7 protein-coding genes are annotated in these 11,881 nt (G+C 41.8%); 4 read left to right on the plus strand and 3 right to left on the minus strand.

Annotation, left to right across the window (positions count from 1 at the left end; genetic code table 11):
* Positions 1-404 precede the first annotated feature (404 nt).
* The 4 genes from Q1A31_RS02455 (at position 405) to Q1A31_RS02470 (ending at position 6,170) form a co-directional block, all read left to right on the plus strand.
* Complete coding sequence (locus Q1A31_RS02455) at positions 405-917, plus strand: metallophosphoesterase (RefSeq protein WP_299871826.1); 513 nt, start codon at positions 405-407, stop codon at positions 915-917.
* Positions 918-1,379: 462 nt separating this feature from the next.
* Complete coding sequence (locus Q1A31_RS02460) at positions 1,380-4,298, plus strand: molybdopterin oxidoreductase family protein (protein ID WP_299871829.1); 2,919 nt, start codon at positions 1,380-1,382, stop codon at positions 4,296-4,298.
* Complete coding sequence (locus Q1A31_RS02465; protein WP_131907503.1) at positions 4,298-5,032, plus strand: 4Fe-4S dicluster domain-containing protein; 735 nt, start codon at positions 4,298-4,300, stop codon at positions 5,030-5,032. Before Q1A31_RS02460 ends, Q1A31_RS02465 begins: the two co-directional genes overlap by 1 nt.
* Before the next feature lie 157 nt (positions 5,033-5,189).
* The gene (locus Q1A31_RS02470) at positions 5,190-6,170 is read left to right on the plus strand and encodes a DmsC/YnfH family molybdoenzyme membrane anchor subunit (protein WP_299871840.1); all 981 of its coding nucleotides are present in this window, start codon (positions 5,190-5,192) and stop codon (positions 6,168-6,170) included.
* Positions 6,171-6,279: 109 nt separating this feature from the next.
* Here Q1A31_RS02470 and pabB read toward each other — a convergent pair whose 3' ends face one another.
* The 3 genes from pabB to pdxH all read right to left on the minus strand — a co-directional run bounded on the left by pabB (position 6,280) and on the right by pdxH (position 11,846).
* Entirely contained in the window at positions 6,280-8,481 is a 2,202-nt protein-coding gene (gene pabB, locus Q1A31_RS02475) for an aminodeoxychorismate synthase component I (protein WP_299871843.1), read from the minus strand.
* Between the two features lie 48 nt (positions 8,482-8,529).
* Positions 8,530-10,941 carry a sugar-binding protein gene (locus Q1A31_RS02480; RefSeq protein WP_299871846.1) on the minus strand — a complete coding sequence of 804 codons (2,412 nt, stop codon included), beginning with the start codon at positions 10,939-10,941 and terminating at the stop codon, positions 8,530-8,532.
* A gap of 260 nt (positions 10,942-11,201) precedes the next feature.
* Positions 11,202-11,846, minus strand: a complete 645-nt coding sequence (gene pdxH / locus Q1A31_RS02485) for a pyridoxamine 5'-phosphate oxidase (protein ID WP_131907500.1) — start codon at positions 11,844-11,846, stop codon at positions 11,202-11,204.
* Between the last annotated feature and the right edge of the window lie 35 nt (positions 11,847-11,881).

Below are 11,881 nucleotides of genomic sequence, written 5' to 3' on the forward strand. Positions count from 1 at the left end.
CAAAAATAAGTCGACTCAAAGCGGCTAAAGTTCTTGAGGAGAACCTGATTAAGTCGATTAAATTTACGCGCAGAAAAAACTGTCGCTATTTTTCATGAAGTGAGTCGTAATAGTCATTTTATTGCGGCGATCTTCAGGGAAAATATCGGTAGTTTAAGCTAGTTTAAAATAATTGGACATGATCAGGATCTCCTTATGAGTACTACGCAAGTATTGCAGATCAAGAGGAGGTAGAGTTAAGGTATAGATTAAACTGTCAGGGCATTCTGTCAAAAATAAACTTCGATAGAAGTTTGAATTTAGGATAGCAACAATGCTAGTCTGCTTCTTTGTAATTAGACAAAATCAAACCAATGATTAGCTATAGCTAATGAATAGTCTAAGTGAATGAATAGCCAGAGCCAATGAATAACCAAACGATTACTAAAGTAGCCGTAGTTTCAGATACACACTCCCATCTTGATCCTCGAATTGCTGATATTGTCCGCGAATGCGATATCGCTGTGCATGCTGGTGATATTTGTGGTGTCGATATTCTGGAGTCGATGCAGCCTAAATCAGGCAAAGTGATTGCTGTCACAGGTAATAACGATCCTTATTGTCATCTGAGCGATACTGAACTGCCTGAAATATTAAGTTTCGAGGTGGCAGGTGAGACCATAACGGTAGAGCATGGTCATGTTCATGGTGCGCACAAACCTTCTCATGATTCGTTACGTGAATCACATCCCAATGCCAAGATTATTATTTATGGTCATACGCATAAACAAGTAATTGATAAAGAAGCGAATCCGTGGGTGATTAATCCTGGAGCAGCGGGCAAGACGAGAACTCATGGCGGCCCATCTTGCCTGGTCATTGAATGTGCCGCAGGACAGGAATGGCAGATAAAAAAATATCGTTTCTCTGAAGATTGATCAATAAGGTTTTAAGGACACCCCCCCTACTTTTAAGTGGTTTTTATGCAGCTGCGGCTTTCTAAGGGCCTGCGTTAAACAAAGAATGATGAGTCCCTTTCGGCTCATTTTAGTCTTTTGAAACGTAAATAGCATTTATGCAGAGCTAGGTCTTTTTTCTACAATCTTGCACGGTTTCTTCTAAGTCTATATTGATATAAATAATATTAATTTGTGATATAAAAATAAATTGTGCATTATCGAGCTAATCTAAATTAGAATCTAATTACATTCTAATATTTATCTGTAATGATTTTACTTTAACTCAGAGTTTTAATGAATTTAAAAAAATGAGATGAATTGTCTCATTTATGCGTTTATAGAAATATTGAATTTGAAATATAAAATATTGTTGGGCATTATCCCACGCTCTAAATTAGAACTTAGTTAAATTCTAATGGTTTACCCAAATGAAGGTTGTTCATGAAAAATATCCCAGTAGTTGTAGAAACTGAAGGCGTAGAAGTTAAAACAACAACGTGTTACATGTGTGCGTGTCGTTGTGGTATCAAAGTAACCGTTAAAGACGGTGAAGTTCGCTATATTCAGGGTAACCCAAACCATCCATTAAATAAGGGTGTGTTGTGTGCGAAGGGCGCTTCAGGAATTATGAAGCAGTATTCGCCAGCGCGTTTGACTAAACCGTTATTACGTAAGCCGGGCACTGAGCGTGGTGCGGGTGAATTCGAAGAGATTTCCTGGGATAAAGCCTTTGGCATTATGGAAGAGCGTTTAGGAAAACTTCGTGCGGAAGACCCTAAGAAATTTGCATTGTTTACAGGTCGTGACCAAATGCAGGCGCTAACAGGTATGTTCGCAAAACAGTTTGGTACACCAAACTATGCAGCTCACGGTGGGTTCTGTTCAGTCAATATGGCGGCAGGAATGATCTACACCATTGGTGGTTCATTCTGGGAATTTGGTGGACCAGATCTAGAACGCTCTAAGTTGTTCTTTATGATCGGCACAGCTGAAGATCATCACTCCAACCCGATGAAGGTTGAGCTATCAAAATTTAAACGTAATGGTGGTCGTTTTATCGCGATTAACCCAGTGCGTACTGGTTATGCTGCAATTGCAGATGAGTGGGTTCCAATAAAGCCTGGAACGGATGGCGCATTATTACTTGCCATTATTCGTGAAATTATCAAATTAGGTATGTACGACCGAGATTTCCTCGTCAATTACACTAATTCGGCAGAGTTGATAGATATGACTAGCGATAGTCATAACGAAGGTATGTTTCTTCGTAATGATGAGCCAGTCGAAGAAGGTTGTTTCGATCCTCAAAATAAGTTCTGGTGGGATCGCGTCAATGATGAAGTCGTACCCATGCGTAAAGAAGGTGTTGATCCATTTCTTACGGGTGAGTTTGAACTGGAAGATGGCACGCCTTGTAAACCGGCATTCCAGTTATTAAAAGAAAGAGTTGAAGCTTATACGCCAGAGTGGGCTGAAGGAATCACAGGAATCGATGCTGATACTATTCGCCGCTTAGCGCATGAGATGGGTATCGTCGCTCGCGATCAAAAAATCGAATTACCGATTCAATGGACGGACGCCTGGGGTAAAGACCACGATAGCGTAACGGGTAACCCGGTATCATTCCATTCGATGCGTGGTTTAGCTGCTCACTCTAATGGTTTCCAGACGATCCGTGCACTTAGCATATTAATGACATTGTTAGGCACGATTGATCGTCCTGGTGGATTCCGTCATAAAGCACCATTCCCGCGCCCAATTCCTCCCTGTCCTAAGCCACCAACAGGCTGGGATGATGTTAAACCAAATACACCATTAAACGGCATGCCTTTAGGTTGGCCTGCAGGTCCTGATGATTTGTTTGTTGATGATGATGGTGAAGCAATTCGTCTTGATAAAGGCTTCTCGTGGGAATATCCGTTATCGGTTCATGGTTTGATGCACAATGCGATAACTAATGCCTGGCGTGGCGATCCATACCCAATCGATACCTTGATGTTATTCATGGCGAATATGGCGTGGAACTCATCAATGAACACCACTGAAGTTCGTAAGATGCTGGTAGATAAAGATGAAGAGGGTGAATATAAAATCCCATTCATAATCGTTGCTGATGCCTATCATTCTGAGACAGTAGATTTTGGTGACCTAATTCTACCTGATACTTCGTATCTTGAGCGTCATGATGCGATGTCGATGTTGGATCGTCCTGTTTCAGAATATGACGGCCCTATGGACGCGGTTCGTATTCCAGTGTTACCACCTAAAGGTGAATGTAAACCATTTCAGGATGTCATCGTTGAATTAGGTTCACGTCTGAAATTACCTACATTTACCGATGAAAACGGTAAGCGTAAATTCAAAGATTACCGTGATTTAGTGATTAACTTTGAAACGGCACCTGGCTCTGGAATCGGTTTCCTTGCAGGATGGCGTGGCAAAAGTGGCGAAAAATCCATGAAAGGTGAGCCAAATCCTAATCAGTGGGAAATGTATAAAAAGAATGACTGTGTATTCCATTATGAAATGCCAAAGTCATTCCAGTACATGCGTAACTGGAACAGAGGTTATTTACACTGGGCACAAGAGCACAATATGATCCGCTATGACGAGCCGATCAATATTCATGTGTACTCGGAAATTCTGCAAAAATTCCGTTTGGCAGCCCAAGGTAAAACCAAAGGTAGACAGCCACCCGATCGTTTACGTAAGCGCGTGGAAACTTATTTTGATCCATTGCCTTTCCATCACGAGCCACTAGAGTCGCAATTAACTGATACCCAAAAGTACCCATTAAATGCACTGACGCAGCGCCCAATGGCGATGTATCACTCTTGGGATTCGCAGAATGCATGGTTACGACAAATTCATACGCATAACTATTTATTCGTTAGCCCGATTCTTGGTCGCAATAATGGCTTTGAGGATGGTGACTGGGTCTGGGTTGAATCCATGCACGGCAAAGTTCGCTGTATGTGTCGATTCTCAGAATCACTAGAACCTGGAACGGTATGGACCTGGAATGCAATTGGTAAAGCGTCTGGTGCATGGGGGCTTGATCCAAAAGCCAACGAATCCAATAAAGGCTTCTTGTTAAATCACGTTATTTCAGAAGAGTTACCGCCGCATGATGCGGGTGACCATGTTTCTAACTCTGACCCTGTAACAGGTCAGGCAGGTTGGTACGACGTTCGCGTTCGCGTTTATAAAGCGGGTGATAATGAGGCCAGCCATACTTTGCCGAGATTCGACACAGTGAAGCCTTTGCCGGGAATGGAAAAGAAGCGTAAAAATAAATGGCAAGGTTTTGTGGCGGGTACGTTCCGCAAAACGCTAGGTAGAAATGGAGGGGTGAAATAATGACTCAGTTAGCGCTAGTTATAGACTTAAATGTTTGTGTTGGCTGTCATGCCTGCGTGACCTCTTGTAAAGAGTGGAATACCTCGGGCGAAGCTGGCCCAATGGTTGATAAATACGCTTATGGAGAAAACCCGACGGGTACTTTCTTCAATCGTGTTCAATCGTTTGAAATTGGTACCTACCCACAAACCGAAACGGTACATTTTCCTAAAAGCTGTTTGCATTGTGAAGAACCACCGTGTGTTCCGGTTTGTCCAACAGGCGCGAGTTACAAACGCGAAGAAGATGGTATCGTACTGGTAGATTACGATAAGTGTATCGGTTGTAAGTATTGCTCTTGGGCGTGTCCTTATGGCGCACGTGAGATCGACGAAAAACAACGCGTAATGAAGAAGTGTACGCTGTGTGTCGATCGAATCTACGACGAAGCATTGCCAGTCAGTGAGCGCAAGCCTGCTTGTGTAATGTCTTGTCCAACCAGTGCTCGTTTGTTTGGCGATGTTCACGATGAAAACTCCGAAGTATCAAAAGCAATTCGTGAGCGTGCGGGTTATCAGTTGATGCCAGAGTGGGGAACCAAGCCTGCAAATCATTATTTACCGCGTCGTAAAACAGAAATCAAGATTCATAAAGATGAGCTTGAGCGTGTTGATAATCCATTGAGTAAAGAAGAGCGTCTAAGACACAATGAGCCAGGTAAAGGTCCATCGCTCGACGATATGAGTAATTGGTAATAGAGGGCTGAGAATTCGATGATAATTAAGTCATCAAACACTCAACCCTAGTTGTTTTAAAAACCCCCTATAAGTAGGGGGGTGTGTTTTAAAGTTGTTAATCAGATCTGTTGTTACAGATCTGATTAACAAAACAAAAAATTATTAGGTAAAAATTATGCATCCAGCATTTTCGGTAATATTTTTAACAACATTGATTGGCGCAGGTCAGGGCTTGTTTCTGGCTTTGTTTACAGGTCAGATTTTTTCTCAATTTAAAATGATGCCAGCACAACACGATGTTAACTTTTTCATTTGGGGAAGTGCTCTGGCTATTTTGCTTTTGTGTGTGGGTCTGCTTGCATCATTCTTCCATTTGGGTCACCCAGAAAGAGCCTGGAGAACGGCAACTAAATGGCGCACATCATGGTTGTCACGCGAAGTAATTGCATTGCCAGCTGCGATAGTCACCATAGCAGCTTATGGTGCGGCACATTACTTTGGATGGACTGCACCAATATTTACTATGCCTGGCGGCACAGGGATTGATGCAACCTTATTGCTTGGTTTGGCCGCGACTGTTGCTACTTACGCTTTGTTTATATGTACGGGTATGATTTATGGTTGTATCAAGTTTTTGCAGGAATGGCACACACCATTGACGGTGATTAACTTTATCTTATTGGGTACCGCGTCTGGCTTTACTGTTGCAACGGCTTTGTCTGCATATTTACAAACAGGTCTTGTATCTTTCTATGCAAATTGGGCGATCCTCTTTACCGTAGCGGCGCTTATTTTTCGTATAGCTTCAATGGTGCGTAACCGTAATATTAACCCTAAATCCGACCTGAGATCTGCTATTGGTATTAACCACAATAACATCAGGCAAATGGCTCAGGGCTCTATGGGTGGGTCATTTAATACACGTGAATACTTCCACGGAAAATCTAAGTCTTTCGTGAAAAGCATCAAGTACATATTCTTAGTGTTAGCTTTTTTGATACCTATCTTATTTTTGGTATTGAGTTTGAATAACCCGGCTTACTTCATTCCGTTAATCGCAGTTGCGGTGCAATATGTGGGTCTGATTGCTGAGCGTTGGTATTTCTTTGCGGATGCTAATCATCCTCAGAATTTGTATTACCAGCAGATTTCTTAATAAGCAGATTTAGATTAGAAATTTACCAATAAAAAAGCCTCTAATCGGAGGCTTTTTTATTGGGTGTTAGAAACGAGAATTAACGAGTAGTTTTAGCAGTGGGTATTTCTTAAAACCAGGAGTTGCTTCTATCAACCTCAACGCCTAATTCTCGTATACCCTCGATTCCGCTTTCGATAAAACATGCATCAATTCCCTCAGAGAGTAGGCGTTCTGTGACACTTTCACTAATACTTCTGCCGTGTACACAATAGACGACGACTTTTTGATCTTTGGGGATGGTATCGATCCATTTCTCTATTTTTAGAGGGTCCTTCCACTCAGAATTAGGCAAGGTGAATTCTGAGTCTTCGTAATCTCGTTGTAGGCGAACATCCAGAATAATGACATCATCTTTTTTAGATAGCGCAACGTACTCATCTAAATTAATTGAGTGTGCAGATTCTCCCAGGCCTTGTGTGACTGGTTTATCTTTTTCCAGAATGACTCTAACTTCGCCTCTGACAGAGTTGGTGAGTATAATCTCTTCGCAGTGTTGTAACTGATCCAGGGTTAAGAATTTTTCGACGGCTTCTGTTTTTTGTTTAAAATCTTGACGTTCAATGCCATCTAAAATACCGGCTGAAAGTGGGGGGGTGTACCATTTACCCTGTCTTTTTACGAAGATATTGTGGCGGCAGGCTTCTGCTATTTCATTGTGTTCATTGAAGATAATCGCTTCGTAATGACCCTCTTTAATGGCTTTATCATATTCTTCGTTATAAATCTCACGGCGTGATGTTTTGTGGTATTGAAAGATTGATTTACTATTTATCTTGCGACTACTGATCATGATGGTTTTTATTTTTCCATCATCTTCAGGGAGCAATTCGTGGGTGAGTTCAATATCACCACTGTGAAAGGCAGTGAGTCTCACTTTGTATGATTTATTTTCGGATGACAATGTCGCTTTTAAATCAGAGAGCTTTTCCTGCATCGCGCGTTGTTTCAGCACAAAGCCAAAATAACTGGCTGAATAATTGAGTCGTTCAAGGTGTTTTCTAAGGTTTTTATAATCCTGTTTTTCTCCATCAAATTTCATGGTTTCGATGAGATAAAACTTATTATTAATACCGGTTAAAAAATTCGCTTTTAATAGGCACTCTTCGTATTCAGCTTGTGGGTTACTTTCATAAATAATGCCACTGCCAATACCCATTTCGCAGCGGTTATCTTTGCCGATATCTATGGTTCTAATGGGGACGTTGAAGTAGAAATCATCATTAGGCAGCAGGTAACCAATCGCTCCTGTGTAAACGCCGCGTGGTTCGGCTTCTAATTCATTAATAATTTCCATGGTTCGAACTTTGGGTGCACCAGTAATCGAGCCACAAGGGAACAGTCCATGGAGTAATTCTGATAAATGAATTTCCGGTTTTAGTTTGCCTTTAATGGTGGAGATCATCTGGTGGATTGTTTTAAAGGTTTGTATTTCAAACAGATTTTTTACGGTAACGCTTCCTGTTTCGCAGATTCGTCCGAAGTCGTTACGAATCAAATCAACGATCATCACATTCTCGGAGAGTGTTTTAGGATCGTCTTTCAAAAAATCCAGAATGAACTCATCTTCTTTGGTATTTCTACCGCGTTTCGCTGTGCCTTTCATGGGTTTGGCGTAAATCATGCCATCTTTTTTCTTAACAAAAAGCTCGGGTGATAGGGAAACGATATTAGAATTAGGAAAGTTTAGAATAGCGCCAAATTCAACTGGCTGGCTTTTACGCAGTGCCTTGTAGAGCGAAATTGCATTACCCAATAAATCAAATTTGTATTTGATCGTATAGTTAATCTGGTAGGTGTCGCCGGCGATAATGTAACGTCTAATTTTACGGATGGCTTCCAAGTAAGTGTCTTTGGCGACACTCATTGAAAAATTATGAGGACAAAGGTCAGCTTCCGGGTAGGTATTTATTTCGGCAAAGCTATTGTCTAATTCTTCTCTACTAATGATTTCCAGTTTATTAAAAGCGACAAAGTAGAGTAGCGGTTGTGTCGGGTGATTGGGTAACCTTTTTTTAATGGGTTTATCGATAAAATGAAAGCCAGCTTCGTAAGACAGATAGCCGCAAAGGTACAACCCTTCGCTTTTCAGTGCTTCAATTTTCTCTATAGCACCTGGGAGTTCTTCTTCACTCCAGGCGATAATGAGTTCTTGAGCATCGGTAAACAGCAGGTTTTTAGAGTCTTTGTCATCAGACTTAGAATCTTCTAATAAGGCGTAAATTTCATCGTCTTCTGAACCGCCGCATAGTATGTTTGATAGCTCTTCCATGAGCGCATTGTATCAATAAAGCACAACGTTGTAGTAAAAGAAGCGACCTTATTGTGGATACTGAAACGCTTTCTTATCCATCGGCGAATCATCATCTGTTTTGGCAAAGCGTTGATTTTTATCTTGTAAAATCAGCTGACCAAATACGCGTGGGTTTTTCCATGCCTGATCGATAGTGGCGTTCCATGAGATTTTTGCATCGCGTGCATCACCATTGTCATCGTCATTGATTTGAATATCAAAACCGATAGCGTGCTCAGCACTTGGTTGTATATTTAATGTGCTCCACGGGATAGCCGCCTCTAGTTGGTAACCGGTTGGTAATTGTCTAGTGGTGTATTTAATATCTTTTAGTCTATCCAGAGGTGTTGTGCTACCCGCTGTGATTTCAGACTTGCCTAAACTAAAGCTTAAGTGGAAATCATTGAACTGGTCATAGGTTTCGCCACGGCTGGCATCAGCATCGATATAGATTTCGATGGAATCATCAGCCCACGATTCTTTAGAATCACTCACATGCACTTCGTCAATGATGCCAACCCAAACGTAGAGATTATTATCATCCCAGTTTGCGCGCCATCTTGCGGTTAAATCACGAGGGTTCTCGATGGTGCCTTGAATAACCGTACCAATGAATTCCGCTTTCGCCTGATGCAGCGTGCGTTGTCCCGGTGGTTGTTTTTGTATTGCTACGTATTTAGCTGAGCTCTCGTCCTGTTTTCCAGACACTAAATGCTTTGCAATAATCGTTGGTTTTTGATGACGAACAATTTTTCCGCCACGACAGCTTTCCCACCAGCATGGATTACCATGACTAAAGCCCAGTAATGATCTGTACTTTGGTGCTTGCGCGGGTGTTTCTGCGATGTGCTCTTTGATTCCCCAGCTACCGTGCCATGTTGAAGGACGAGGAGCGGAAAACGGAATAAACAGTTTTCCACCGAGTTTTTTCCAGCCTGCAAGGAGCTGGTAGTAGGCTGCACCCATGCGTTTATCTTTATTTGCTTTATATAGGTGCGGAGTTGCGCCCTGAGTCATTGAATGTGTTTTATGGTGCACAAGGTGCTGGCCGCCTTCATAAGCGATTAAGTCGACGCCAAAGCCTTTGGTAACCTGCATTTGTTTTTTCACAAAATCAAGCGTGTTGCGAATAGAGTAGCGATTGTCCCGCGCATTTAATGCCGTAAAGACATCGTTCACACTTTTGATACCTGCCATTTTGTCCTGTGGAAAATGGAAGTAAGGCGCTACTGCAATAGCATCGACGTGTTTATAGGCATTCTGAAAGCCCAATAAAGTTTCGGTAAGCTTGGTATTGGTTGTCATACCACCCATTACGCGCACCAATCTATCGGTCCCACCAAAAACGCGTTCCCACATTTTGAAAATGTTAACGCTTTGCATTGAGTAGTACTTAGAACCCGCGATATTACGATCTTTATCCAGTTTGAGTTTATAACCCGTTTGCTTCATATGTTCAGCTTGTGGCACGAAGATGTTGTTCCAGGCTTCGTTGGTGTATTCAAGATACACCCTAAGATTTGGTTTGAGTTGTTGCTTTACTGTTTGTGCAAAACGATTAATAAAGACGTTATCTGCGTTGTGCGGAATATTAAACCAGGGATCAACATCAAGTATATTGGCCAGCTGAATCATCACTTCTATCGGTACGCCGCGCACACCTTCTTTACCACCCCAGGTTGCTTTTTGTAGCGTTGGACGGTCATTCCATGAGCGGATATTGTTACGCGTAACGCCTGACATATTCATGAAACGCACAACTTTAAAGTCTTTCATGAAATTCAAAAAGTCTGGGTTAAACATCACCTGATTATGATTGTCAGCAAATGATTGATAGCTATTGTTGGCACATTGTCTCGCTGTAGTGACACGTTTGAACGGGTCATTTCTACAGATTCCGCCTGGCATCATAATGCGAATATTGCGGATATAGTTTTTAGGGTTACTTTCTTTGATAAACATGGTCGCAGTAGCCGTAGGATACATCTCATTTGGCTGTTTCATTGGAACCAGTTTAATAATATCTTTACCCGGAGAGCGTTTTACAACTTTGGCGCTAGCACCATAATTGATTTTACCTTCGCCTTGATAGAGAACGGTATATTCGCCTTTGGGTAATGCTTCGATAGGAATATGGCTGAGGAAACGTGTGCCAGCTTGTCCGCCATTGAGGTTTTTTGGCCAACCATCTTTATCGAAAGAGACATTGCCTTTGGTAAACCAGGGACGAGCTTCATTAAATGGAAGTGCCAAACGGAAAATATCTGCGAACGGCAAACTGGCATCTACTTCGAGTGCCTCATTGGTATTCATTCCAAGTGGGGAATTTTGATTAAACGGAGATGCTTGAGCATCGTTACTTATGCCACTACTCAATAACAATGCCATTAAACTGCTCGCAAGCACTTGCAAGATTGTTACTTGTTGGAATTTTTTCATGATTATTCTTAATTCAGCCGCTGTATTAATATGACAAATCCAACATCAATTGGTTCTATCAATAGCGAATGAAGTAATTAAGCCCCTGTTTTTTCTAATTATTATTAACCGCCTACCTATTTGTTTCTTTAGCATAGCCCGAAAAAGACGTCAAAAGTAGGGGGGTGTATTATTTATATTTATCTTAACATATTAGGGGCTGTTTTTCGATTTCGGTTCACTAATTCCGATAAAGTGTAGAAACCTTAATGTTATATTTATCAAGGTTGTAGGCGTTCGATTTTCCACTCGTTTAACGCTGTATTTTCCCGGGTATATTCAAAGCGATCGTGCAAACGGCTTTCGCCTCCTTGCCAGAACTCTATCGTTTCAGGGATGACACGGTAACCCCCCCAAAAATCCGGGAGTGGAATTTCACCATGAGTAAACTTATCTTTGATTTTTTTCAGTTGTCCATCGAGAATTTCACGTGAACTGATAGGGGAGCTCTGCGCAGATGCCCACGCTCCTAACTGGCTGCCGCGAGGTCGAGAGAGAAAGTATTTGAGTGATTCTGTGGTCGGTATCTTTTCTGCACGACCATTAATTTCTACTTGTCTTTCTAGCATTGTCCACGGGAATAGCAGTGAAACATTTGCATTCTCCTGGATCTCTCTGGATTTTTGACTGGAGTAATTTGTAAAGAAGACGAAACCTTTCTCGTCGAATATCTTCAGTAATACGGTTCGTTGCGAAGGTTTGCCTGCAGCAGATACAGTGGCTATGGTCATGGCGCTTGGGTCTGATAACTCAGCATCACTGGCCTGGATAAACCACTTTTCAAACTGTTTAAAGGGAGACTCGCTTAAGTCTTGTCTTTTTAAGCCGCCTTTAGTGTATTCGCGGCGGTAATCACCGATATCCATGTTGTTTTAACCTTCCTGTTAACTTAGGTTTTTAA

It is taken from the genome of uncultured Cocleimonas sp., assembly GCF_947495625.1.
Classification (GTDB): Bacteria; Pseudomonadota; Gammaproteobacteria; order Thiotrichales; family Thiotrichaceae; genus Cocleimonas.